This is a genomic window from Kitasatospora sp. NBC_01246 (assembly GCF_036226505.1).
Classification (GTDB): domain Bacteria; phylum Actinomycetota; class Actinomycetes; order Streptomycetales; family Streptomycetaceae; genus Kitasatospora.
The window spans coordinates 1935119-1959641 of the sequence record NZ_CP108484.1; the positions used below are offsets into that span (position 1 = coordinate 1935119).

The window sequence follows — 24523 nt, forward strand, 5'->3', positions numbered from 1 at the left end:
TGCTGTCCCTCACCGTGCGGCCCCGCTTCCGCCCGCACGGCGGGCGGCTTGGCGCAGAAACGTCTGCTCATCGAGAACCTCGATCCCGGCGACGCGGCCCTGCAACTCACGCTCCAGATCTGCCCGGTAGCCGGGAGTCCGCACGCGGTGCATCGGGAGGACGATGATGCGCCGCTGGGCCCGCACCCGCGCATCGATACGAAAACCGCGGGCGAGAAGAGCCGGGCTGGAGCAGTCCTTCGCGTCGACTGCCCAGCACTCCGTCTCCCCGCTCGGCTCCAGCGGCTCAAACGTCACTGCCGCGTCCCAGGCGTCCAGACACGGCCATGGCTCGAGCCGCACGCGTCCCGAAGGAAGCTCGGCAAGCCGGTCCAGCAACCGGCCCTCCAGCAACCCCGGATCGTGGAAGAACTGGCGGGTCGCACGGTGCTGGACCCAGTACCCGCCCAGGCAAACCACCTCGTGCATCTCGGCCTCTCCGGTGCATCCGGGTGTCCCACACCGGCTCGTGCCCTCGTCGAGCAGGTTGCGGCAGTCGCCGCATCGCCTCAACCGGGCCTTTCCCGGGACTGGCACTGAACGGAAGACGTAACCGGTCCGAACGAACTTCGCAAAGAACGTGTCGCTGTCCGAGTCGGCCTTCGGGAGTTCGTACGCCAGTGCCTGGACCTGTCGGTCGCCGAGCACCGCATGGTCGATCAGCAGGCGCCGCAGGCGCGCGTAGAGTCGCTGGACTGCCTCCTCGTCGGTGCCGTTCATCCGCGCGCAGAGCAGCAACGCGTCGAAGGTCTGGTTCTGTACGAGCTCCGCCTCGACATCGGCGTGCCGTACCAGATCGGCTGCCTGCTCGGCGAACTCCGACAGTTCATCCCCGTCCAGCAGCGTCACCTCGAGGTCGGCGTCGGCGAGAGCGAGCGGCACGGGCCAAGCGGCCATCGGCCGCCGGCACCAACCGAACAGATCCAGGTCGTTCGTGGGCCAGTTCAGCCCCAGGGCCTGGGCCTTCCACCACAAGCGTCCCCGCGCATCACGCCACGCCCGTGGCAGCGTTCCCTGATCACCGGACCGCCAATGCCCGTGGCCTTCCTGCTGCCGGTCCAGCCGGATCCGTGCCAGCGCGGCGCACAGCAATTCCACTGTCAGGTAGTCGTCCTGCCCATCCTTCTGAGCAGCGCCAGGATGTCCCGGTGATCGATCACGGGCCATCAGTTCGGACGGATCATCGGGTTTTGACGCCCCCAGCTTGACGTGGCGGGGCGACGGCTCGCTGGGAGCTGGAAGGGCGGCCGTCCGGCGGGTGTCCATGCCGATACCTATACAGTACGTCTCCGACATCTCACGGAGCGTATTGACGGCCTGGGCGAGGCACTCGTACCATCCGGCGGCCCCACTTGCGCGCCATGAAACGGCTCGATCCGAGAGAGTGCCTGAACCGTTGATCTGGCGCTGGCCCACCACAACGCTCGTCATCTCTGGTCGCGCCGCGGCCTTTCCGCGGCCTGGGAGAACCGGAGTCCTCGCAGGGCATGGAAGGGCAGCGTTCGGCCGCCGCGCACGCCGGGACTACACCTGCAGGATCAGTGTCTCCGCACGTGGCTGACCACCGTTGCACTCTCTTGAGCCTTCCGCCGGGCGAGCGCCAGGCATTCCATCCGCTGGATCCGCTGGTCGGCAGGCAGCGGATCCTCACCAAGCCGGAGGCGCAGCCGGCTCGCTTCATCGAAGTCCGCAAGCGGGGCATTGGCCGCGTCGATTGCCTGCCCAATCAGCCGATCCCGTCTACAGGGATCTCGCAGGCGGATCGCCAGCTGGCCATCGGTAGGCAGCAACCGTCTCGACGTACGGCTTCAAGCCCGGCTCGAGCCTACGGCGCAGGAGATCCGCGTCCGCAGTTGAAAGCGCGAGCGAGGGCCGTCGCATCCGGGCGCTCCATGACCTGGGGTCAGGGAAGGCTTCGAGTCGTGTGACCAGGTCACGCAAGACGAGGCCTTCGCGGAAGGGTGCCAGGCCGTGAATCCGAAGGTCGCAGCCCTCGGTGAACGATCGCTCTCCGAACACGACGGGTTCGTCGAGGGTGCGCACCTGACTGGTGACCGATCCGCGGGCGATGATGCGACCCAGGTCCCGGGTGGGGCTGCCGAAGCATCGGCGTGTCGAGTAGAGCAGCACCTCATCACCCTCTTGAATGGCGCGGGCCACCTGGGCGCGTGCGGTGGGGAAGGCCATGCGCTGTTCGGCGAGGACCCAGCTCAGGGCGGTTCGGTCGCTGATGATGACCAGGTGCGTGGCTGCCATAAGGGCCAAGATATCGAGGCTGGGGGTCGGGCCAGGCGGCACGGCCCGACCCTGTTCCCGGTGACGCCTGCGGCCGTGCTGGCGTGGCACCGCAGGCTCATCGCCAGAAGTGGGACTACAGCCAGCGCCGGACCAGGCAGGGCAGGCCGCTATCCGCGGGCGCGGTGAACGCGTTGGCGCTGCGGCTGGCCCGGGAGAATCCGCAGTGGGGCTGCCGTCGGATCCAAGGGTGAACTCGGCGGACTTGGTCGGTGGGCAGGCCCCATTCCCTCCGGGCGACAACCCTGAACTGGCCTTGATGCTCACTGGCGCGCCCGACGCGTTGGCCGAAAGCGGTGGCGACCTCTACCCGGCGATCCTCAACGTCGCGGTGAACGCCTTGACGGCCGGCCATCTCCACAGCGAGGACGGCTGCGTCAGCTGCAGCTATCGCGACGAGACCGGAGACGACTGGCAGGCCCGGACGGACGCCATCACCACCGCGCCACTTCACTATGCGGTCCAGCGGGCGACATAAATCGGACTTTTAGCCTAAATCAGTCAGGCGCTGCTTCTTGAGCGACACCGGTCCTGTCAGTGGCACAATTTACATTTTCGCCTGTGGACCAGCACCATCACTGGGCAGCCTCTCAGCGGGTGCCCCAGCAGCCGCGCTAGGAAGGACAAGTCACGTGGTCGACTTGGAGAAGGACGCCTGGGCCATCGCCGACACGCTTCGCGGGGTGTATGCCCGCAACAAGGCAGGTGACGTCATCCTGCCCATGACGATCCTGCGGCGCCTGGAGTGCGTCATGGCACCCCACCGCGCCCAGGTTGCCGCGATCATTGCCCAGCAGCCGAACGAGACGCTGCGCGTGAAGATGATCAAGTCTTTCACAGGCGGCCTCAAGTTCTACAACACGACGAAGCACACCCTCGCCTCGGTGTACGACTCCGGTGACGACATGGCAGACAACCTGCTGGAGTATGTGCGTGGGTTCAGCGAGGACATCGACATCTTCGCCAACTTCCATCTGCCCCAGCACATCGACCGGATGAGGAAAGGTGGCATCCTCGCCACGATCGTCCGCCAGTTCCGCGACCTCGACCTGTCCCCCGAGGCAGTGCCGAACTCCAAGATGGGCCAGCTGTTCGAGCACCTCATCTACATGGACTTCGAGTCGTCCAACGCTGAGTCCGGCGACCACTACACCCCCCGCGACGCGATCAACCTGCTTGTCGACTTGTTGTTCGCCGAAGATGACAACGCGCTGTCCGGCGACGCCATCCGCAGCATCTACGACCCCACCGTCGGCACCGGCGGCATGCTCAGCGTGGCAGAGGAGCACCTGCACCGCATGAACCAGGAGGCGGAGCTTCTCCTGTACGGGCAGGAGCTGCGGCCCGAGTCCTACGCCATGTGCCGCTCCGACATGCTCGCAAAGGGCCAGAACCCCCAGAACATCGCGCTGGGCAACACCCTGACCAAGGACCTGTTCCCGGACGACAGGTTCAACTACATCCTTTCCAACCCGCCCTACGGAGTGGACTGGAAGAACATCGCCGAGGATGTGGAGAGGGAGCACAAGAGGGGCTTCAGTGGTCGCTTTGGGGCTGGCCTACCTCCGACCTCCGATGGTGCTCTGCTGTTCGTACAGCATGCGATTGCCAAGATGAACCCCGCTGACAGCCAGGATGGCGGCGCCCGGGCCGGCATCGTTCTGAACGGCTCCCCGCTGTTCTCGGGCGGCGCCGGAAGCGGCTCTAGCAATATCCGGGGGTGGCTGCTGGAGAACGACTTGATCGAAGCCATCGTCGCGCTGCCGAGCGACATGTTTTACAACACCGGCATTCCCACGTACCTGTGGATCTTCGACAACAACAAACACCCCGAGCGCCAAGGCAAAGTACAGCTCATCGACGCCACCGCGCTGGGCGCCAAGATGCGCAAGTCGCTGGGCTCCAAGCGCGTCGAGATCGACGACGCCGCCCGGGAACGCGTGCTGCAGCAGTACGCAGACATGGAGTCCTCGGAGACGTCCAAGATCTTCGACAGTCTCGACTTCGCCTTCTGGCAGATCACCGTCGAGCGGCCCCTGCGGCGCAACTTCGAGACCAAGCCCGAGCGCGTCGCCCTCGTCGCTGAGCACAAGAGCCTCGGGCACATCGACGGCCTCATCGACGCTCTGAACTCCTTCCACGGGGGCCACTACCTCAATCGCGAGGCCTTCCTCAACGACCTGGGCAAGCACCTCGGTTCCTGCGGCATCAGCCTGACCTCTGCGCAGCGCAAGGCCCTGTGGCAAACCCTCGGCGAGCGCGACGAGAACGCCGACATCTGCCGCTTCCAGTCCGGCAAGAACAAGGGGGAGCCAGAACCCGACATCCCCCTGCGTGATACCGAGATCGTCCCCTTCGCCTGGAATGGGCACCCAAAGAGCCACGACGCCAAGGACGCCACCATCAAGGCGTACTTCACGGCGGAGGTCAAGCCTCACTTCGAGGACGCGTGGGTCGACGACACCAAGACCAAGGTGGGCTACGAGATCCCGTTCACCCTCCACTTCTACAAGTACGTGCCCCCGCGCACGCTTGCTCAGATCGACGCCGACCTCGACGAGTCCCTGCAGGAGATCCTCGGCCTGCTGCACAGGGTGGAGGCAAGCAAGTGAGCACCCCGCTTCCCTGGGGAGACACCCAGCAGCCGTGGACGATCGGTCAGGTCAAGCATCTGGGCAGTGTCACTCTCGGCAAGATGCTCCAGACAAACGACACCGGCCAAGACGTCCTTGCTCCGTACATGAGGGCGGCCAACGTCCAGCCTGACGGCGTCCTCGCCTTGGGCGACGTGAAGGAAATGTGGTTCTCGCCTTCCGAGCTGGACGATCTCACCCTTCGGCAGGGTGACGTCGTCGTGGTCGAGGGCGGACAGGGAGGCTTCGGGCGTGCTGCATATGTGGGTGAAGACCTCGATGGCTGGGGGTTCCAGAACTCGATCAACCGAGTCCGGTCGAGAACTGGGAATGATGGGCGATTCCTTGCGTACTACCTGATCGCCCTGCGCGCCACCGGGTTCCTCCGGAGGTACTGCAACGTCGTCTCCATGCCGCACCTGACGGCCGAGAAGCTGGCAGCTGTTCCCCTCCCGCTTCCCTCCGGTCCTGAGCAACGCGCCATCGCTGACCACCTGGATCGGGAGGCCGCTGAGATCGACGGCCTCATTGCCGCGCTGGAACGGTTCATTGGACGGCTTCAGGAACGACGTCGAGCAGTCGTTGAGCATGAGCTTGCGGAGGTTGTGCCGGCGGTGCCCGGTACACGGCTGAAGCACCTGGCGCGGTCCGTTCGCCAGGGGTGGAGCCCCCAGTGCTTTCCTTGGCCTGGTGATGGAGTCCAGACCTGGGCAGTCCTAAAAGCCGGGGCAGCTAACCGCGGGCTCTTCCGACCGGAAGAAAATAAAGAACTCCCCGCAGACCTGGAGCCGCGTCCGTCAACGGTGGTACGGCGCGGCGATCTCTTGGTCTCCCGAGCTAACACCCGTGACCTTGTCGGCAGTGCAGCTGTAGTGGCCGGAGACTACCCTCGGCTCATGCTGAGCGACAAGCTCTACGCTCTCGCCCTTGACGAGTCCAAAGCGTTGCCCCGGTATGTCGCCTACCTGATGGCCAGCCGCCGTGTCAGGGATTTGATCGAGATGGCCGCATCTGGTGCGAGCTCTTCGATGCTGAACATCAGCAGGGACGACATCGTGAACCTTCCGATGAATGTTCCTGAGGCCGCTGAACAGCGTCGCATCCTCAATCACCTGGACCGTGTAACAGCGGAGATCGACATCCTGATCGAGAAGACGCAGCGGCACATCGACCTTGCCAAAGAGCGTCGGATCGCGCTCATCACCGCGGCCGTGACCGGCCAGATCGAATTCCCCAAGGAGGCTTGAACCAGGTGGACCTGACCTACGAGTCGGAGTTCGAGCAGCGCATCTGTGAGTACCTGGCCGCCCAGGGGTGGCTGTACTCCCCGAACGGGGAGGGATACGACACTGAGCGTGCCCTGTTTCCGGATGACGTGTTCGGGTGGCTTAAGGACCTGGACCCGAGGGCGTGGGAGCGCAGCATCGGTTCTGGCCTGCGAGCGGACTCGGCAAAGGAGGCACTGCTGGACCTGATCGTGCAGCTGCGCTCAACCCCGCTGGATAACAGGGGCGGTGGCCCTGGTGGAACCCTGCAGTTGCTTCGCTCGAACGTCCCTGTGGGGCTGCGGGACGAGCTGAAGATGGTCCAGTGGCGCCCGGCGGACCCGACGAACACCACCCGCAAGGCTGCTTACGACAAGGTGCGCCTGCGGATCATGCGGCAGGTGCACTACTCGCGGAAAAAGCCTCACGACAGCATCGATCTGGTCGCGTTCATCAACGGCATCCCGGTGGCCACGTTTGAGCTGAAGACCAACTTCAAGCAGTCTATCGACGCTGCGGTCAAGCAGTACGCTCAGGACCGCAACCCCAGGGGAGAGCCGCTGCTGGCGTTCGGCACCGGGGCCCTTGTGCATTTTGTGGTCACCGAGTCTGAGGTCCGCATGACGACCCATCTGGACGGTGAGAACACCTACTTTCTGCCGTTCAACAAGGGCAACAACGGTGGCGCGGGGAACCCGGTCAACGAGCATGGGCCGGCCACCGCGTACCTGTGGGAGCAGGTCATGGCCCGCGACACGTGGCTCGACGTCTTCGGTTCCATGCTGTTTGTGGACGTCAAGACAAGCACCAACGCGATCACGCGCGAGCGCAAGACTTCGACGAAGGTTATATTCCCTCGCTTCCACCAGTGGCAGGCCGTCTCGCGGATGGTCGAGCAGGTCAAGACTGAGAGCGCGGGAGGACGGTTCCTGATCCAGCACTCTGCAGGGTCGGGCAAGACGAACACGATCGGGTGGACTGCGCACCGCCTGTCGAACCTGCACGACGAAACGGGTCGCAAGATCTTCGACACAGTCGTGGTGATCACCGACCGCACTGTGCTCGACGACCAGATGCAACGTGCGATCCTGCAGATCGAGGGCAAGCCGGACTACGTCTACAACGTCGACAAGAGGGCCCGCACTGACGAGGGCTCCAAGTCCCGTGCACTGCTCAAGGCCCTGCAGGACCGTCGCCGCATCGTGGTGGTGACCATCCAGACCTTTCCGGCCGTGCTCAAGTTCCTGGCACAGGACGGCTCGCTGGTCGGGCACCGGTTCGCGGTCATCGCCGATGAGGCGCATTCCTCACAGGCCGGTGCCACCGCCAAGAAGGTGCGCCAAGTACTGCGCGCCGGCGGTCAGGAAATCGATGAGGGCGCGGAGGTTGACGCCGAGGACACAATCAACGCGTTTGCTGACGCCCCGACTCCGAACGTTTCATTCTTCGCGTTCACCGCCACCCCGAAACCCAAGACGATCGAGCTATTTGGGCGCCGAAAGACGCCCAATGCCAAGCCGTCCGCGTTCGACGTGTACTCGATGAAGCAGGCCATCCAGGAGGGGTTCATCCTGGACGTCCTGCCTCGCTACCAAAACTACGGGACCGTTTACCAGATCGCTGAGGCGATCAAGAAGAACGGTGTCAACGTCTCCGCCGACGACGAGGACAACCTGGTCGAGAAAACCGCAGCGGCCAAAGCTCTGAAGCGGTTCGTACGGCTGCACCCGACGAACATCTCCCAGAAGGTTGAGATCATCGTCGAGCATTTCCGTACCAATGTGGCCGGCCTGCTGGACGGTCACGCAAAGGCCATGATCGTGACCTCGGAGCGCAAGCACGCGCTGCGGTACAAGCTGGCGATCGACAAGTACATCAAGGCCAGGGGGTACGACCTGGGTACCCTGGTTGCGTTTTCCGGCACTCTAGACGACCCGGAGTCCGGCATCCATGAGGAGGTCTCCGAGTTCAAGATGAATCCGGGCGTCGGACCCGACCTGGCCGAGGCATTCGCCGAGCCGAACTACCGCGTCATGATAGCTGCGGACAAGTTCCAGACCGGGTTCGATCAGCCGTTACTGTGCGCTATGTACGTCGACAAGCGTCTGGGCGGTATCCAGGCTGTGCAGACCCTGTCGCGCCTGAACCGCACTTTCCGGACGGGAAACCTGGTTAAGGACCGGGTGTTCATCCTGGACTTCATCAACGAGCCTAAGGACATCCAGGCGGCCTTCGCGGAGTACTACGAGGAAGCCGAGATCGAGACCGAGACCAATCCCAACCAACTGCACGTGCTGGCCATGGGGCTGCGCACCTTCGGTATCTTCGACAACCAGGATGTCACCCAATTCGCCGAAGGCGCCCAGGACGGTGACCGCAACGCGATCACCGCAGCAATGAGCCGGGCTCAGGACCGGTTCGCCCTGGCATGGGAGCAGGCCCAGGGCGACGAGGACACTCAGACCGTGGAGCGGCTGGAGCAGTTCCGGAAGAACGTCTCCTCATTCGTGCGACTGTACGACTTTCTGTCTCAGGTTTACGACTATTCTGGCTCCCCGCTCGAAGACCTGTGCGCGTTCTGCCGTGAACTTGCCCAATGGATCAAGGCCGAACGGACGCACGACGAGATCGACATCTCAAGCGCCCGGCTGGTCGCTATCGAGCAGAAGGACAAGGGCGTCACCAACGTGTCAGTCACCGAGAAGGGCGACAAGCTGACCGGACCGAGCGCGCTGGGTACGGCCAAGGTGAAGGACCCTGAGATGGTCCCGCTACTGGAGGTCATCGACACTCTCAACACCCTGTTCGACGACCTGTCGGAGTCTGCCGTCGCCGGACTGATGGCGCTTGTCATCCAGGCGGCAAAGTCCGATGAGGTGCTGAGGTCGCGTGCGCTGGAGAACAGCCTGGAGAACTTCCTGAAGTCCGAGAAGGTCCGGGACCGGATCCTCGACACCCTTCTTGCCGCCCCCGGGGAACTCGGGAGGGTAGTCGCCGAGGTCGTCGGCGACGGCAAGGGCCTGGACAGCATCATCGCCGGCGCCTTCCACGGCGTGCGTCTGGACGCCGAGCAGGAGGCTTCTGAATGAAGTCGTCAGGCCGCTGCAGTTGTGGGGTGCTGGTCCGACTTGGTCAGTGGGGTTCCCAGGTGAGTTGATCTCGCCCTCGAACGATGGGCCGAAGTGGAATACGGCGTCCCCCGTTTCGATTGGGCTCTTCGTACGATCGTGCGAAGGGGGCTGGGTGAGCGATCTCAAGGTGTTTAGGCTCGGGGCGGACGGCCAGGACGTGGAGCTGCGCGGCTCGACTGTGGCGCTGGAGGTGCGGCTCCAGCGCCGGGTGGAGGCGGGGATGGAGCGTATGCTCGGCATCCGGCTCCTGGCGTCGGAGTACCCGACCGGTCCGTGGCACCGGGGGCGGGTGGACTCGCTCGGCCTGGACGAGAACGGCGTGCCGGTCGTGGTCGAGTTCAAGAAGGGCAACGACAGCGGGGTAGTCTCGCAGGCCGTCTCCTACCTGACCTGGTTGAAGAGCTGCCGCCACGAGTTCGAGGCCCTCGTCAGGGAGAAGCTGGGCCCGGAGGCGGCCGAGTCCATCAACTGGCGCTCGCCCCGGGCACTGTGCATCGCGGCCGGGTACTCGCACCACGACCGGGTCGCGGTCGGCGACCTCGGTCGGCACTGGCCGATCGAGCTGGTCCGTTACCGGGTCTTCGACGGCGGGCTGCTGAGCCTCCAGCTGGTCGAGCCGGTCTCCGCCGCCGTCAGCACTGCGGCCGTGCGCAGATCGAACGCATCCGCGGTTCTGGCGGCTGCCGCCGAGGCCGCCGAGCTGCCGGTTCTCCTCGAAGCACCAGAGTGCCTCCGGGACCTCTACAACGAGCTGGACGAGGTACTCAACATGTCGGGCGAGGTGGAGGTCGTCCCCCTCCGGCACTACATCGCCTACCGCCGTCTGCAGAACGTGGCGAGCGTGATTTTCCGGCCGTCCCCTTCCCACCGGGCAATCCTGCTGTACTTGCGGCTGGACCCGGACACGATGGTGCTGGAGGAGGGCTTCACGCGCGACATGCGCGGGATCGGGCACCTGGGGACCGGGGACCTGGAGGTGCGGATCGCCTCGGCGGCCGACCTGGAGAAGGCGGTGCCGCTGATCCGGCGGGCGGTGCAGGCGGCCTGACGAAGGCGTGAGGGCGGCTGGAGCAATGATGCTCCAGCCGCCCTTCTGCGTCTGCGGCCCGTGCGGTGCCGTCCGCCCGGGGCTCTCACCGTCACGCCTCCGGTCCGGCGAGGACGAAGTCGTCCTGGGTCAGCTCTGCGCGCAGTCGCTGGTCGGCGATCTCGGCGTAGTGCGGGGAGAGCTCGGCACCCACGAAGCGCCGGCCTTCGCGCAGGGCGGCGATGCCGGTCGAGCCGCTGCCGGTGAAGGGGTCGAGGACGACGCCGTTCTCGGGGCAGATCTGGACGAGCTGCTGCATGATCTCCAGCGGCTTCTGGGTGATGTGGACCCGGTCCTTGCGGGGCTGGCTGGCGATGAAGTGACCCGGCAGGTAGATCGCCCGGCTGTTGTCGAGGGTGCCCTTGACGCCCCAGGTGATGAACTCCGCGGACTGCTTGAAGCCTCCCTTCCTCGGTCGGCTGGCGGGCTTGATCCACGGGATGGTGCCCTGCCACGTCCATCCGGCCATCTGGAGCGCGTCGCTGGTCGTGGGCTCCTGCCTCCAGTCGGAGAAGACCATCGCGACCGAGTGCTCGGTGCTCGCCCGGTAGGACTCGGTGAGCAGTTCGGTGAGCCACGAGCGGTAGGAGCGCTGGTCGCGGTTTTCGCCGGGGAAGGTCTTCAGGTCGTGGGCGGAGTTGGAGGTCACGTACTTGGCGCGGGCGTCGCGGCTGGTGCGCTCGGAGGACGTCCTGCCGCCCGGAGAAGGGGAACTGGCGCAGGACCTTGCATCCGCTGATGGTGCCGTGGGCGAGGGTGGCGGATATGCCGTCGCCGGAGCCGTCGACCACCAAGACGGCTGCCTCGTCGAAGCCGCTCGGGTGGAAGGCGGAGGCGGCGTGCGCGAGGTGGTGCTCGATCACGGTGATCTGGCGGGGCCGGTGGTGGCCGAACAGGGTGGGGTCGAGGAGTTCGGCGATCAGCTCGCTGTCGGTGCAGGTGTCGCTGGGCTCGGGCCATGTGGGGTTGAAGGCGATGGCGATCTCGTCCACCTGGGCCAGGGTGATGCCGGCCTCCGCGAGGCAGTAGGCCGCGGCCACGGCGCAGGAGCGGGAGTCCTTGTGGTGCTTGCGTCGGGAGAACCGCTCCTCCTCGGCGAAGGCGACGACGCGGCCGTCGATGACCAGGCAGGCAGAGGCGTCGTGGTAGTAGGGGCCGCCCAGCCCCAGCACAATTCCCAACGCAGATCACTCCTTCTCGCGAAAGTCGCCCATCCCCAGCGTGTGGCCGGGTGCGGGCAGACGGTCAGGTCAGGTGGTCAAGGGTCGCCTTGAGGACGGTGGCCGGGTCGATGGTGTCCATGCAGCCGCCGACCCCGCCGCAGGCGACCTGATGGGCGCACGGCGAGCACGCCAGCGTCGAGCGCAGCGCGGTGACGTTGGTGACGTGTTTGGGGATGACCTCGGCGCCGTTGCTCGGCCCGAGCAGCAGCACCGTCGGCTTGGTGTGTGCGAGCGCGAGGTGGAAGCCGAAGGAGTCGCCGGTCACCACCACGTCGACCAGACCCGGCAGTGCGGACGCCTCCTCCAGACTCAGCGGCGCGTACGCGACCCTGGACTCGTCGGCGCCGCGCATCCGCAGGTGACGCACCAGCGCCTCGCACGCGGCCTGGTCGGTCGGGCCGCCCAGGATCGCCAGCTGCGCGCCGTGGTCCAGGAGCGCGTCGGCGAGTTCAGCCCAGTGCCGGGCCGGCCACAACTTCGCGGCCAGCGACCCGCCCAGGTTCAGGCACACCCGCGGTCCGGTGCGCTCGCCGAGCAGCCCGGCCGCCCGCCGCCGGGCGTCCTCTGGCACAGCCAGGACGTACGGCTCGCCGGCGTACTCGTAACCGGCGACGGCGAAGTACAGCTCGGTCCACGTCTGCGCGTTGGTGGTGGTGCGGTAGTCGTTCCAGGTGTTCTGCCGGAAGAACTGCTCCGCGGCCGGGCCGATCGGATACAGGCCGTGGTGGGGCCCGCCGAAGGCGAGCCCGGCCTTGTGCCGGGCCTCGATCCGGTCGACCAGCGCCGCCGCCGACGGGGTTCGTTCGAAGGAATACACGGCGTCGAAGTGGCGAGAGGGCAGCTGGGCGGCGGCCTCCCAGTCGTGGACGAGGACCTCGTCCACGTAGGGGTTCATCCGAAGGATCGGGGCGTTTGCCTCGTCGACGAGCCAGGTGACGTGCGTGCCCGGGTGGTCGTCGCGGATCCGCTTGGGCAGCGGGGACGCGATGAGCATGTCGCCCAGCAGGCCGAGCATCACGATCAGCACCCGGAAGTCGACCGGGTCGTGGTGCGGACACCCGTGGCACGGCCGCCAGAACCGGCACGGCATCCCGCCCGCGAAGTGTCGGCAGTCCGGGCGGATCTCGAACGTCTCGATGGTGTGCACGGGACCGAGGAAGACGCCCTTGCCCGGGATCTGCTCCGGGATCACGCGTCACCTCCGATCCCGGCCGCGGCGAGCGCCGAGCACAGCACCTGCTCGTCCGCCCCGTCCGGCCGGTACGCCGCCGCCAGGGCCCGGGCCCGGGGCGTGACGGCGGCCGGATCCACCCGGTCTCGCAGCACGGCGGTGAAGATGGCGGCCAGCTCGTCGATGCAGTCCTCGCGCATCCCGGCCCAGGTGACCTCCTGCACGCCCAGGCGCAGTCCCGCGTCGGCGGTAATGTGCGGCAGCGGGATCGCGTTAACGACGATCCCGGTCTCGAACAGGCGGCGGGAGGCCTGCTCGGCGTCCATCAGCGGGGCGATGTCGATCCACAGCTGGTGGCAGTCGGTGAACCCTGCTTTCTCCCCGCATACCGTGAACCCGCGCTCGGCCAGCTTCGCGCCCAGGCGCCGGGCGTTGGCGACGGTGGCGTGCGCGTACTGCCGGCCTCGGGCGTCCATCTCGGCGGCGGCTACGGCCAGGGCGACGACGTCGGCCGGGTGGTGGTGGGAGACGAAGTGCGAGGCATGCTCGTCCAGCCGGGCCGCCAAACCGGCTTCGTTGGTTGCCAGCAGGCCCTTGTGCGGGCCCGGGTAGGTCTTGTGAGTGGAGCCGCCGAGACTATCCGCGCCCTCGGCGAGCGGGTTCTGCCAGGCGCCGCCGGCGATCAGACCCAGGGTGTGCGAGGCGTCGTAGTGGATCACCGCCTCGGGGCCGACCACCTCCCGAAGGCCCGGAAGGTCCACGGGGAACAGGCACATGAACGCGTCCAGGTACACCAGCTGAGGCCGCGACCCGGTCCCAAGGAGGCGGGCGAGGGCGTCCAGATCGAGGGTGCAGGTGGCCGGGTCAACGGGTAGATCGCGCATCTGCAGTCCCAGCCGGGTGCCGATGAAGCGGGTCGAGCCGTGCCCGCCGTCGCGCTCGGCGAGGTTGAACGCGGTCGCGCCTGGGCCGGCCAGCGCGGACAGTGCGACCGTGAGCGCCGACACCCCGGAGACGGGCTTGAGGTTCACATGCTCCGCCCCCAGCTGCGCGCCCAGCCGCTCCGCGGCGGCCTGCTCGACGGCGACGAGGTCCTGGCGGCCCGGCCAGGCCCAGTTCTCGGTTCCGTCTCCGGGGAAGGCGTAGCGGACGGCGGCGTCCATCAGGTGCGGGATGCGGGCGGCCAGCGACAGCCCGTTCTCGCTGGGCACCAGGTGCAGCCGGTGCCGGCCGGCCGCGTGCTGGGCGGCAGCCTGCTGGAGGACGGCGAGTGCGTCGGGCGGGGTGCGGGTCACGAAGCGGGCTCCTGGTCGAGGGCGAAGGACAGCGGGTCGATGGGGGCCTTGGCGGGCCGGTGGCGGATCCGCGTGGGCGGCCCGTCGGGCAGCTGTGGAAGCCCGCGGTTCAGGACGGAGGTCATGACGGTGAGGGCCATCAGTTCGGCGAGCGGCCGGCCCAGGCAGGCGTGCGCGCCGCCGCCGAACGCCCACAGCCGTGACCGGTGGGCCTGCCCGGCGAGGAAGCGTCCTGGACGGAAAGCGTGGGGCTGGGGGAAGACCTTGGGGTCGAAGTGCCCGGCGGACGGTGAGTAGGCCACCCGCGTGCCCGCCTCGATCCGGTGGCCGCCCAAGGTCACGGGGCAGACCGTCTCCCGCATCGACAGCAAGTTCGGCGAGTGCAGGCGCTGGGTCTCGGCGAGCACCGACTTCAGCACCGGCAGAGCGCCGCGCCGCACCAGCAGCTCCGGCTCCGCCGACACCGCGCGGGCCTCCGCTGCCGCGAGCCGGGCAAGCTCCCGGTAGCCGGCCAGCCCCACCAGGCACCAGGTGGCCAGGCTCGCCGTCGTCTCCCGTGCGGCGATCAGCAGAGCCAGCAGATGGTCTGCCAGCGGCCCCGCTGCTGCCGGGGCGTCATCGAAGGCGGCCACCAGGCCGGCGAGTGCCGAGTCGGCAGACGCGACCCGGATGGCCTCGGCGGCCCGCCGGGCGAACAGATCGTGCAGTCGCCGCCGCGCGGCGCGCCCCGCCCAGTACCGCGCGGTCGCAAACCTGGCCGGCCCCGGCGGCGCGCCGGTCGCCCCGACGAACCGCTCGAAGTCAGAGGCGAACACCGCCGCGTCCGCCTCTTCCGGGGCGACGCCGAGCAGGACACGAGCGCTCATCGCGCCGGTCAACTCCCGCATCTCTCGGTGCAGATCCCGTGCACCGTGCTGCGCCCACCAGGCCGCCACGGGGGCGGTCACCTCCAGCAGGGCCGACACGTAGCCGGGCAGCGCTCGCCCGGACAGCGTGGTCCGCAGTCGGCGCCGTGCCTCGCCGTGGCCGTCCCCGGTGAGGTTGAACAGCGCATGGCCGAACAGGTCGTGCACCAGCGGGGTGTTGAGCACCTCCAGGTGGCCGCGTTCGGCCGCGAAGAGCTCGCCCAGCCCCTCCCAGGTACCGACCAGCACGGTCTCCACGCCGTCCACCGGCATCCGGAACACCGGCCCGTGCCGGTGGTGGCCCTCGTCCAGGACGCCGAGCGGGTCGGCGTCGAAGCCGTGGGCCGCGTGCCATGGGGGTAGCCCGCCGGCCGTCGATGTGACGGTCCGGTCAGACACCGGAGCGCTCCAGGACGTTCAGCTGCTGCGCCGCGCGGGCGGTGATGGCGGCGTGGTCGAGCGCGATCACCTCCAGCGGCGGCCGGCAGGAGCAGTCCGCGGGCAGGTCGGCCGCATCGCCGCTCTCCCCGAACCGCATCAGCGCGTCCACCACCTGGTCCGCGCAGGACGGGCACGCGTCGGGGAAGACAGACTCGAAGTCCGTGCCGCGCAGGTTCACGCACGCGACCCGCACCGCGAGCCGCTCGTGGACCCGGCGGACCGCCTCCACCACCGTCCACAGGTTCGGCGGCGTGTACTGGCCGGCCTGCCACAGCTCCCACGCCACCGTGTTGCGCGACACCCGCGTCGGGCACAGCGTCATCCCGCGCACGCCGAGACCGGTCAGGTAGTCCACCGACTTCACCACGTCGGTCACCGCCTCGCCGTCGGTCAGGAACGGCGGCTTGATCATCAGGTAGATCTTCGGGTCCACCCCGAGGTCGGCCATCACCGCGAGCGCCCGCTCGAAGGACTTCTGGGAGATGCGGGTGTTCACCAGCGTCTCGCGCACCAGCTCGTCGGCGGACTGCAGCCCGATCCCGATCTCCAGCTGCACCCCGCCCAGGGCCTTCACGAACGGGGCCAGCACCGAGGCGGTGACGAACTGTGGCAGCGACTCGACCACGAGACGCTTCACCCCGGCCGCCGCGACCAGGCGGGCGATCTCGACCTGGACAACGCGGGGGATCTCGCGCGGGGCGAAGAAGCTGCCGTCGTTGTAGAGGGAGAGCACCTCGTAGGCGGGCTCGTTCTCGGTCCGGGCCAGCGTGCGCCGTACCTGGTCCAGAAGACTCTCGGGCGAAGTGCCGCCGTCGATACCGTAGTTGTTGAAGTTGGTGAAGGGGCACATCGTGCACGTCGGCACCGAGCAGCCGCCGGACATGATGATGACCTTCTTGCGGCCGACCAGCTCGCCGCTGGGCAGCCGGATCTTGTCGTAGTCGGTGAACCGCGGCTCGGCCGGCTTCGTCTGAATCCCGGATGTGCGCAGACGCAGCGACAGATCACCGATCCGGCGACGAAGGTCGCCCACGGACATAGGAACGTCAAGCGCGTGCTCAGGCATGAAATGCCCCCCATTTTCCCAGTTGATCAGCCGGTGCCGTGGACCGGTGGCTCGCGGCGCAGCCGTCTATGAACGCAAAATCTGATCCAGCAGTGCGCCTGGCCGCCGGAGTCCGGGGAGCGCACCTGACCCGCGCGGGATGGTTAGTCGAACAGGCTTCCCAGCAAGGCGCCCTGGCCGGACTGGAGGATATGGGCTGCCGCCAGCGGCATCCAGAAGCACTCGAACCGAGTCGGATCCTGCTCGTCGTCGTGGTTCTCCTGGCTCATCCACCGCTGCGGGGTGGGTTCGGTCGGCTCAAGGTGGAAGACGTGGCGGTGCTGGATCTCGAAGCGGTATGGGCTGATGTCGTAGGTGGTCTCACCAAGCTTTCGCACGATCTTGAGGCCAGCGAGCCCCGTCTCCTCGCGAGCTTCACGCAGAGCTGCGGCCTCCGGTGTCTCGTCTGTGCGGATGCTGCCGGCGGGGACCTGGATACCGACTTCCTCGTAGCTGTAGTCGGTGTGCCGGAAGACCAGCAGCTTCCCGTCGCGGACGACGTAGACGAGAACCTTCTCCTTGGTGACCTTCTCGGGCATCGGGTACCTCCAGTACGAGGGGATGGATGACCAGAACCCCAGCCGGGCCCGGGTCGTCTCCCGGGCCAACCCCTGGGCCTGGTCGCTGGGAAGCCAACGCATCCAAGCGATCTGACATAGAGTCATATCTCGCCCCAAGGCGGTACAGTTCCGACGCCATCCTCCGAGAGCCACAGGCGCAACGGCGCCTCGACGGCGGGTGAGTGGGCAGTCGGCGCACAACAGAGGAGGCGCGTGAGCGTGGCAACGGTGACCACCGGTCCGGCGATGGGCCTGTCCGTACGTCCCTATGAGACGGCCGACCAGGACGCGGTCCTCGCGCTGGTGAACGCTGACCGACTCACGGGCCAACCTGAGAGCACCGCGAGCATGCTGGCCGACGCACTGGCTGGCAAGTCGCAGGTGGACGCCGGATGGTGGGAGGAGCTTGACGCTCCGAGCACCGACGTCGTCCATGACGCTTCCGGGCGAGTACTGGGGGTCATTTCGTACGCCGTGCGCCCCTCGGACGGCACTGGGCTCCTGTTGTGGCTGCACTGCCAGGAAGACCAGGTCATCGCCAGCGCGCTGATCACCCACGTGGTGCGCGAGCTCGGCGACCGCATGATCCTCGCCTTCGAATTCGCATCCGCGCTGACACTCGGGCTGGAGGGCCTGCCCGTAGGCCACCGCCCCGAGACCCGCCAGGCGCTGGAGCTGGCCGGGTTCTCGGGCCGGAACCTTTGGCGCTACATGCACTCCCCGCTGCCGATCGCGGGCCTGCCGCACGCTGCCTCCTACACGGTGAGCGAGTGCGAGGAGCCGCCTGGAAAGCAGCTGGAGATCCGCAGTGACAACGGTGAACTGATGGCCGAGGCGACGATCGGCCGACCTGTCGCAGGGATCGGTGTGCTGTGGTGGATCAGCGTGACCCCCGCGCACCGCGGGCGCGGTCTGGGGCCGGCGCTGGTGGGGTCCTGCCTTGACCTTCTCGCGGGTCTGGGGGCGAGCGAGGTCGTCCTGTTCGTGGACGACGACGCCCCGGCCGACGATGTTGAGCGAAGCCGGGCCGCCGCGAATCTGATGTACGACCGAGCAGGTCTGGTTGAGGTCGATCGTCTGTGGAGCTTCTCGCGCCGTCCTTGAACTTCCACACGGTGCACCTTGGTTCAATGTGTCCGCTCCGATCGCGGGAGCATCAGTGGGGTTGTCATCGCAGGTCGGCGCCGTGCTCCAGGGCGCCGGCCAACCAGCGCTCGATGGCTGCCACCACCAGGAGCACGGCCGCGTCCCGCTCGATCGCCAGAGCGGCCGGGTCGATCAGCCCGGCCTCCACGCAGATCGGCGCCTTCCGGCCTGCTTCAGCCTGCAGACCGAGGGCGGCGGTGAAGTACTGCTTGCGCTGGGGTAGCGCATGGACGGTTCCGCTGGGAAGCAGCCGAATCACTTGGGCCTTGCAGCGCTGATAGGCGCTGGGAAGGCCCGGGTGGTACCGGTCGCCGATCGGCAGCGCGAGGGCCGCGGCGAGGAACCCCGCGTGTAGGAACGGCGAGGCCTCCGCCACCCTCCCCGCTGGCATGATGATTTCGCGGGGCAGCAGTGCGTCGCGGGCGTCGGCCTGGGCCCACGTGCGCCCGGCCGAGGCATGGGCAGCGACTGTGCCGTCCACCCATCTCCTGGCCCATTCGGTAGCCGCCTCTCGGAACGGCTCCGCGAGCACGGCGGGCGCCACGGGATCACACCAGGACGGCCAGTTGGCGGCCCAGTAGGCCCGTGCCCGAGCCTGACGAGGCAGCAACCCCGCCGCCAGCGCGACGACTTCCCCAAACGCCCCCGGGCCCGAGCGTGCCATGTCGCTCACATACTGCACAGCGCCTCGCACCCCCCGCCGTCGGGCTACCTCAGCAGCGGCGAACCGCGGGACGCCCAACAGCTCATCGGCACCGTCCCCGGAGAGCAGCATCGCGCACCCGAGCGAGTGCGCTGCCTCTGCCGCCGCCGCGTTCACCTCGGGCAGCGCATCCAGCCGTGGCCCTGCTGCAGTCCACGCCGGCTCGGCGCGATCCCGCGCGGGGTCGAGCACGACGAGGTCCGTGGGAAGCCTCAGCGCATCCACTAATTCATGGACTACAGCCGCAGCGCTACTGCCGGCATCGTCGCGCAGGTCCGTGGTCAGCGCCACTACACGGCGATCATCGGCAACCCGCAGCACGTGGAGCAGTACTGCGAGCGAGTCCAACCCGCCGGAGACCAGGACCCCGATCGTCTGCGCGCCCTCGGTGAGCTCGCGGACAGAGGCGGTGAACGCCGACCTGAGATCAGCGGCCTGTGCCTGCGGTAGGGCGGCGGGAACCCGGTGAACGTTACGCCAGGGCGAGGCCGGGATGAACTCACCCAGCATCGCCGGAGGCGCCAGGAGCAGGGCCAGCGCAGACAGGTCGACCACGGGGACGGGGCCCGCCAGAACCAGCGGATCAGCTGACCTGCGGCCGGCCCCGTCCTCGAACATTGGCAGGAGACTCACCTGCGGCGCAGCGCCAGTAGGCCGCGAGTCAGATCCTGGACGAACGCCCAGGCGCCCTGGGTGGCCCCGCCTCCCGGGCTCCCCTTACTCCCCTTGCCATGCTGCCCGTCGCCGGGCACTGACTTCGTCGACACGAACACCCTCCCTGATCGTCAGAGTTACCATTCGATCCCTCACAGTGACCGCATGGCGATCCGTCCATGCTGGCAGCCGACGCGAGGACGGTCGCGATCCCGTCCCAAGACGTCCCCGAGACGTCCCGGGCGAAACGGCGTCAACCATCCGACCTGACCTCTCATCAACTTCGCGCAGCAGAAAGACCTCCACCGGGCGGTCCTTCCCCAGCGGCGCCAATCCCTCGGCTGTCGTGACGTGACCGAGTTCCTACGACGCCAGGAGGAACCTCGCCGCCCGCACACGAGGCAGCATCCGCGTCTGGGCCCGTTCACCCGAATTCGGGCTGGAAGCCGAGGACGCGCCGGTCAAGTTCTCAGCTGCACCGAGGAGAAGGGGGCCAAGCCCCGGATAGCATCCTCGGTCCACAGCCTGGAGCATCTCCACGAGGGCCACGAGTTGGCCGATGCGTCCCGCCGAAGCCGTCGATGCTCGCGCAGGAATTCGGCTGATGAGCAGGCTGCGTGCCTCTCGCCAGCGCGTCTCGTCGCCGCTGTGGCCCGACTGGGCCCGCGGGTTGTCGCCGTTGAGGTAGGCCAGCTCGATAACGTTCAGGACGGCAGCGTGCCACTCGGCGGCCGTGATCTCTCCCGCCTGGTAGGCGTCGTCGATGGGGCCAGGTCACGCCAGCCTCTTTCCTTCGCGCTCGCGACGTCCTCAGCGCCGTGGGCGCCACGAGGCCGTGCGGTGGGGTTCATGTCTACTCCGTCTCTGTGCGCTGTTCGACTTGGTTGCGGAGCTGGGCACGGCCTCTGGTCAGTGCGGAGGCGAGCCGGGTGATCGTCGCCAACGAGACGCTGTTCCACCGCCAGCGACACTCCCTCTCGGCAGGGCTGCCCCTCAGCCCGATTGAAGAGCACGGATCAGTTGTACTGCCTCCCTCCGTGCCGGCCCGGCCCGCGGATCCTCCGGATCGGTGTACGGTCCGACGATCTTCGCCAGCACGAACAACTGCATCACTGTCCCGTCCCGGCTCTCCAGGTCTGCCTGACGCTCCGTGCGCACTCGGTCCGCGAGCGCCGGTACGGCGAGCGAGGCAGCGTACAGCGACGCCGAATCCAGTCCGTACGGCGCCATCCCCCAGTCCTCCCAATCGAACATGCAGAACTCACCAGGACCGGTGACATTCGCCCAGTTCAGGTCTGCGTGTGCAGGGCACCACCGTTCAACCCTGGTGTCCTGTACCTCCGGAAAGGCGGCTCCGATGGTGTCGTCGATCAGCTTCTGGGTGATCTGCTCAGTGTCCGGGGTCGCCACTCGCGCCGTCCATTGAGCGGCAAGTGCGTCCAACGAGGCGTTCAGCGAGCGCCACCACGTATCCGGCAGCTCCGGGTCGGCAGCCACTACCGCCCCACCGACCGGCTGGCCCGGCAGCAGCGAGGTCTCGTCCGCCTGCCAGATCGCCCGGTCGTGAGGGTCCTGCCACGTTACCGAACCGAACCAGCGCGGCATCGCCACGCCGGCCAGCACGACCGCGGCTTCGACTCCACCCCAGCCCTGTTCCCGGGCCCGCACCCACGGGCGGCGTTCAACCCGGACCCAGCTGCTGCGGTCGGTACGGACTCCGACGGTCCGGCGCTTGCACACCACGCCGGTCCGGACCAACGCCGTGCCGAGGCGTTGCTCCACCTGGTCCAGCACGTGATCGACGGGTTCCTGCCGGAGATCCATGGTCTACCGGACGAATCCGGTGGCGATGACCTGCGGCGGGGTGACCCCGGTCAACTCACAGGCCTGCTCGGCAAGGGAGGGTGCCAGTTCCGGGTAGTACCCGCGGTCGACGGCCTGGAGCATCTCAGCAAGGGCGACCAGTTGACCGATACGTCCCGCCGGTGTGTCCAGGACATCGGAGAACTCCACGCGGATGCGTTGTGCGACCGCTGGCACGAGAAGGCCGCTCACCCACAGAACCGCAGGATCGTAGCCGGCCGGGACGAGTCCCCAGCGCTCCCAGTCCAGAATCATGAGCCGCGGGGCGGTCAGATTGGCCCACTGCAGGTCCCCGTGACCGGTGACCCGCTCGACCTCCGTGGGGGCCGGGATGCCGAGGTACTTGGGGAACACCTCCTCCATCCAGGCCGACCGCAAGGTGATCTTCGTCCCGGGCGCCGTGGCAATGCCGTCCAGCGCGCTCTTCAGGTCACTCCACCAGTCATCCTCCAGACCCGGGTCTTCGCGCAGATCCGGTGTCACGGACACCGCCGGCCCGGTGAAGTCGAAGAGGTCGGCCTGGTAGAAGTAACCATCCTCGGTCCAGTCCACGGTGTCATGCAGCTGCGGGCGGGGAACGGCCTCCCGAATGAGCTGCTGTGCTCCAAGCGGTCCTTGACCAGGCGGCCGGGGAGCGCGACGGCGGCTGTGGCAGGAGACCCGGAGCCAGAGGCCATCAGCCCGGCGGCCAACGGTCGAACCGGAGGTACCGAAGACGGACGGCCCGGAGCAGACGAGACCGAGGAAGGCGGTGGCCCTCGCGTGTGCGTGCTCCAGGCGGTGTCGGGTTTCGTCATCCGGCTGAGAGGACATCGAGCACCTTCTTGAGTCGGTCTTCCGGAATCGGGCGGGCGAGAGCTGTCGTGGCATCGTCCCAGTGCGCGCGGCTGCCGGTCGAGATGAGGACGAGGTCCAGCACCGGGCACGCTCCGACGACCTGGAACGCGGCGGCGTGCGGGGTCGATCCCGGCTGGATGAGGTTCACCAGCTCGGATGTCATCAGGCCGGGCAGCCCGCCTCGCAGTAGTCGCATCCCATGTGCTGTCTGACCGTCGGGCAAAGTGACGCGGTTGCACACGACGTCCACGCCGGGCGATTGGGTGAACCTCGCAGCGATCAGCGCGGCGATGGTCGCATGGTCCGGCTGGCGGGGGTCTCGGCGCCGCCGTAGGTCCACGTGGCCGGATCCCAGGTGGCCCCATCCCGGAGCCGCTCGTGCTCACCGATCCGGAAAAGGTTCGGGTTGTCATCGGTGATCGGTGTGCGGAACTGCTCCGCCGAGGCTGCGCCGTAGCGGCCGGCCGGGTGCGGGTTCGCCGCCGCGGTCCGGTAGCGCCACTCCTCCGCTGCCTCGAATGCCGAGGTGAATGCCGTGGTCCGCGTGTTGAGGTCGCGGGCCGTAGGCAGAACTTCGTTCAACGAGCGCGGCCTCCCGCTCCGGACCCGCCTCGAGTGCCGCCAGGACGGTTCCCTGATCCACGTGTTGCCTCCCGTCCGCCCGGAAGTCTGCGAAGAGCCGCCCTGGCGCCGTCGTGGAGCTGACGTCGTAGCACCAGGTTCGAGCCCACGAGCAGCAACCGGGCTGTGGTGTAACGAGGTTCGATGGGCCGACGGGGGGGTGGGGGTGCCTCTCCGCGTAGGGTGGCGTGCGTCCCGTTTCCGACCGTGACCGATGATGACGCTACGTCAGACGAGCGGCAAGAGGGTCGAAAAGGAAACTCTGCCCTTTTCGCCGAACCGGCATATGCGAGCAGCTGTCCAAGCGCTAGCCTTTCCCAACGAAGGGGAGGTGCTGCAGTGCCCGTCGAGCCGACACCCAGGCGACGCCGACTCGCCAGCGAGGTCCGACTTGCCCGCAAGCGCCTCGGCTGGAGTGTTGAACAAGCGGCCGTCGAACTCGGATACGGCTCCGCGTCCACCATCTCGAAGATCGAGAACGGCACTCAGGGGATCAAGCCGCAACAGCTCCCCCACTTCTTCGCAGTTCTCGGGATCACCGAACCTGCAGTGCAAGAAGCCTGGCGCGATATGGTCCGGAACGCCCGCGATCAAGATTGGCACCAGCGCTACCCCGGTGTCGCCGACGACCCACTGGGCGACTACCTCGCCAACCTGGAGATCGCATCCAGCCTGTTCATCTGGTCGCCTGTCGCTGTCCACGGCCTACTCCAGTGCGACGCCTACGAGCTGGCTGTGATCATCGCCGGCCGTGCCTGGAAGAGCGACGAGGACATCGAGCGCTTCATCACAGTGCGACGCAACAGCCGACATGCCGCCCTCTCGCGCAGGACGCCGCTTCGGATTCGGGCGATCCTGACCGAAGCCCAACTTCGCCAGGAGGTCGGTGGCCAAGCCACAGCCTGTGCCCAGGCACTACATCTCATCGAACTGGCCCGCACGCACAGGAACATCGTCATCCAGGTGATCCCGCTCTCGCGCGGCGCGCACGCCGGCTGCGACGGCCCGTTCATGGCGTGGACGTTCCCGACCGGACACGACTCGGTCACCATCGAGGGCATGAAGACCGCCCTCCACCTCAACAACCCTGACACCGTTACCGACTACCACACCACCAGCGATCAGCTGAAGACCGACGCACTGCCGCCAAAGGAATCGCTCGAACTCCTCGCTCAAATCGCCAAGGACCTCTCGTGACACACAATCTCGCGCCCCACCGCCCTGTGTCTGATTCCGACAGCATCGTCACAGCAGAAGAGAAGAACTCCCTCGATCCGGCCTGGGTCAAGGACCAACTCGAACGCGCGACGTGGCTGACGGCAAGTACCGGCGGGAGCAACTGCCTCCAGGTCGCGTTTCTTGACCGTGGGCTCGTCAGCACTGGCGACTCGCTGAATCCTGACCGAGATCCCCTTCTCTTCGCGGCCGGCGAGTGGGACGACTTCCTCGCGGGTGCCAAGGCGGGACGGTTTGATCGTCCCTGACTCCACAACACGGGGCACATCGACTCGGCATCGGGGTGGCGTGAACGTCAGCGCTCCAGGCCAGG

At 67.4% G+C, this 24523-nt stretch carries 20 protein-coding genes and 3 pseudogenes; 9 read left to right on the top strand and 14 right to left on the bottom strand.

The features are described 5' to 3' along the window. Positions 1–9: 9 nt before the first annotated feature. Positions 10–1335 carry a restriction endonuclease-related protein gene (locus OG618_RS08225; protein ID WP_329486637.1) on the bottom strand — a complete coding sequence of 442 codons (1326 nt, stop codon included), beginning with the start codon at positions 1333–1335 and terminating at the stop codon, positions 10–12. Between the two features lie 444 nt (positions 1336–1779). Then, positions 1780–2295 (bottom strand): hypothetical protein, encoded by a 516-nt coding sequence (locus OG618_RS08230; protein WP_329486638.1) that lies wholly within the window; start codon positions 2293–2295, stop codon positions 1780–1782. 12 nt (positions 2296–2307) lie between these two features. Between OG618_RS08230 and OG618_RS08235 the strand changes: the two are divergent. The 6 genes and pseudogenes from OG618_RS08235 to OG618_RS08260 all read left to right on the top strand — a co-directional run. Next, a pseudogene (locus tag OG618_RS08235) lies at positions 2308–2525 on the top strand (integrase core domain-containing protein); the annotation flags it as partial. After that, complete coding sequence (locus OG618_RS08240) at positions 2525–2812, top strand: hypothetical protein (RefSeq protein WP_329486639.1); 288 nt, start codon at positions 2525–2527, stop codon at positions 2810–2812. The pseudogene OG618_RS08235 and the gene OG618_RS08240, both read left to right, overlap by 1 nt. A gap of 154 nt (positions 2813–2966) precedes the next feature. Continuing rightward, positions 2967–4946, top strand: a complete 1980-nt coding sequence (locus tag OG618_RS08245) for a type I restriction-modification system subunit M (RefSeq protein ID WP_329486640.1) — start codon at positions 2967–2969, stop codon at positions 4944–4946. Beyond that, the gene (locus tag OG618_RS08250; protein WP_329486641.1) at positions 4943–6214 is read left to right on the top strand and encodes a restriction endonuclease subunit S; all 1272 of its coding nucleotides are present in this window, start codon (positions 4943–4945) and stop codon (positions 6212–6214) included. The genes OG618_RS08245 and OG618_RS08250 overlap by 4 nt, the downstream gene beginning before the upstream one ends. Positions 6215–6219: 5 nt before the next feature. Continuing rightward, positions 6220–9321, top strand: a complete 3102-nt coding sequence (locus tag OG618_RS08255) for a type I restriction endonuclease subunit R (protein ID WP_329486642.1) — start codon at positions 6220–6222, stop codon at positions 9319–9321. A gap of 154 nt (positions 9322–9475) precedes the next feature. Further along, positions 9476–10411: a DUF5655 domain-containing protein gene (locus OG618_RS08260; RefSeq protein WP_329486643.1), complete on the top strand. Its 936-nt coding sequence runs from the start codon at positions 9476–9478 to the stop codon at positions 10409–10411. A gap of 91 nt (positions 10412–10502) precedes the next feature. On the opposite strand, the pseudogene OG618_RS08265 reads toward OG618_RS08260, so the two are convergent. From OG618_RS08265 to OG618_RS08295, 7 genes and pseudogenes are all read right to left on the bottom strand, one after another. Next, positions 10503–11156: pseudogene (locus OG618_RS08265) on the bottom strand (DNA-methyltransferase); the annotation flags it as partial. 106 nt (positions 11157–11262) lie between these two features. After that, a pseudogene (locus OG618_RS38010) lies at positions 11263–11622 on the bottom strand (carbamoyltransferase N-terminal domain-containing protein); the annotation flags it as partial. Positions 11623–11695: 73 nt separating this feature from the next. Further along, positions 11696–12865: a glycosyltransferase family 9 protein gene (locus tag OG618_RS08275; RefSeq protein ID WP_329486645.1), complete on the bottom strand. Its 1170-nt coding sequence runs from the start codon at positions 12863–12865 to the stop codon at positions 11696–11698. Continuing rightward, entirely contained in the window at positions 12862–14139 is a 1278-nt protein-coding gene (locus tag OG618_RS08280) for a hypothetical protein (RefSeq protein ID WP_329486646.1), read from the bottom strand. Before OG618_RS08280 ends, OG618_RS08275 begins: the two co-directional genes overlap by 4 nt. Next, positions 14136–15443, bottom strand: coding sequence for a cytochrome P450 (locus tag OG618_RS08285; protein ID WP_329486647.1), 1308 nt, complete (start codon positions 15441–15443; stop codon positions 14136–14138). The genes OG618_RS08280 and OG618_RS08285 overlap by 4 nt, the downstream gene beginning before the upstream one ends. Further along, entirely contained in the window at positions 15436–16518 is a 1083-nt protein-coding gene (locus tag OG618_RS08290) for a radical SAM protein (protein WP_329486648.1), read from the bottom strand. Before OG618_RS08290 ends, OG618_RS08285 begins: the two co-directional genes overlap by 8 nt. Before the next feature lie 176 nt (positions 16519–16694). Next, positions 16695–17129, bottom strand: a complete 435-nt coding sequence (locus OG618_RS08295; protein WP_329486650.1) for an NUDIX hydrolase — start codon at positions 17127–17129, stop codon at positions 16695–16697. A 240-nt stretch (positions 17130–17369) separates the two neighbouring features. On the opposite strand from OG618_RS08295, the gene OG618_RS08300 reads away from it, so the two are divergent. Beyond that, the gene (locus tag OG618_RS08300; protein WP_329486651.1) at positions 17370–18254 is read left to right on the top strand and encodes a GNAT family N-acetyltransferase; all 885 of its coding nucleotides are present in this window, start codon (positions 17370–17372) and stop codon (positions 18252–18254) included. A gap of 64 nt (positions 18255–18318) precedes the next feature. Here OG618_RS08300 and OG618_RS08305 read toward each other — a convergent pair whose 3' ends face one another. The 5 genes from OG618_RS08305 to OG618_RS08325 form a co-directional block, all read right to left on the bottom strand. Then, the gene (locus tag OG618_RS08305) at positions 18319–19617 is read right to left on the bottom strand and encodes an asparagine synthase-related protein (protein WP_329486652.1); all 1299 of its coding nucleotides are present in this window, start codon (positions 19615–19617) and stop codon (positions 18319–18321) included. Positions 19618–20646: 1029 nt separating this feature from the next. Continuing rightward, positions 20647–21477 carry a hypothetical protein gene (locus OG618_RS08310; protein WP_329486653.1) on the bottom strand — a complete coding sequence of 277 codons (831 nt, stop codon included), beginning with the start codon at positions 21475–21477 and terminating at the stop codon, positions 20647–20649. Positions 21478–21480: 3 nt separating this feature from the next. After that, positions 21481–22068, bottom strand: coding sequence for a hypothetical protein (locus OG618_RS08315; protein ID WP_329486654.1), 588 nt, complete (start codon positions 22066–22068; stop codon positions 21481–21483). Positions 22069–22309: 241 nt separating this feature from the next. Next, positions 22310–22501, bottom strand: a complete 192-nt coding sequence (locus OG618_RS08320; RefSeq protein WP_329486655.1) for a hypothetical protein — start codon at positions 22499–22501, stop codon at positions 22310–22312. Positions 22502–22632: 131 nt separating this feature from the next. Further along, on the bottom strand, positions 22633–22935 hold the full coding sequence (locus OG618_RS08325; protein ID WP_329486656.1) for a hypothetical protein: 303 nt from the start codon (positions 22933–22935) through the stop codon (positions 22633–22635). Between the two features lie 378 nt (positions 22936–23313). Between OG618_RS08325 and OG618_RS08330 the strand changes: the two genes are divergently transcribed. Together OG618_RS08330 and OG618_RS08335 are read left to right on the top strand one after the other, a co-directional pair. After that, the gene (locus OG618_RS08330) at positions 23314–24171 is read left to right on the top strand and encodes a helix-turn-helix domain-containing protein (protein WP_329486657.1); all 858 of its coding nucleotides are present in this window, start codon (positions 23314–23316) and stop codon (positions 24169–24171) included. Beyond that, the gene (locus OG618_RS08335) at positions 24168–24458 is read left to right on the top strand and encodes a DUF397 domain-containing protein (protein WP_329486658.1); all 291 of its coding nucleotides are present in this window, start codon (positions 24168–24170) and stop codon (positions 24456–24458) included. Before OG618_RS08330 ends, OG618_RS08335 begins: the two co-directional genes overlap by 4 nt. Positions 24459–24523: the final 65 nt, after the last annotated feature.